This window comes from Bradyrhizobium sp. Unk1, assembly GCF_059512345.1.
Genome location: NZ_JCAMOP010000275.1, coordinates 1 through 272 on the forward strand (window position 1 = coordinate 1; position 272 = coordinate 272).

The 272-nt window shown below is 63.6% G+C and carries 1 protein-coding gene; it reads right to left on the bottom strand.

Going from position 1 to position 272, the window contains the following annotated elements:
• A partial coding sequence (locus AC5ZFO_RS48470; RefSeq protein WP_496124329.1) for a PLP-dependent transferase occupies positions 1-272 on the bottom strand: 272 nt, incomplete at both ends.

A 272-nucleotide genomic window follows, 5' to 3' on the forward strand; every position in this document is an offset into this window, starting at 1 on the left:
GCCAGCTTGAGGATTTGCAGCGCGTTGAGGAATTTCACCGCCGCCTCCTTGCCGCCGACGATGTCGAACGAGAAGGTCGATCCCGCGCCCAGGCATTGCCGCGCGAACACGCGGCCCTGGGCTGAGTCCTGCTCGTGATGACCGAGATAGCGAACCCTGGCGACCTTGGGGTGGTCGCGCAGGAAGTCCGCCACGAGGCGCGCATTCGCATCGGCCTTTTCCATGCGCAGGCTCAGCGTCTCCAATGAGCGGTTGATCATCCAGCACGAATG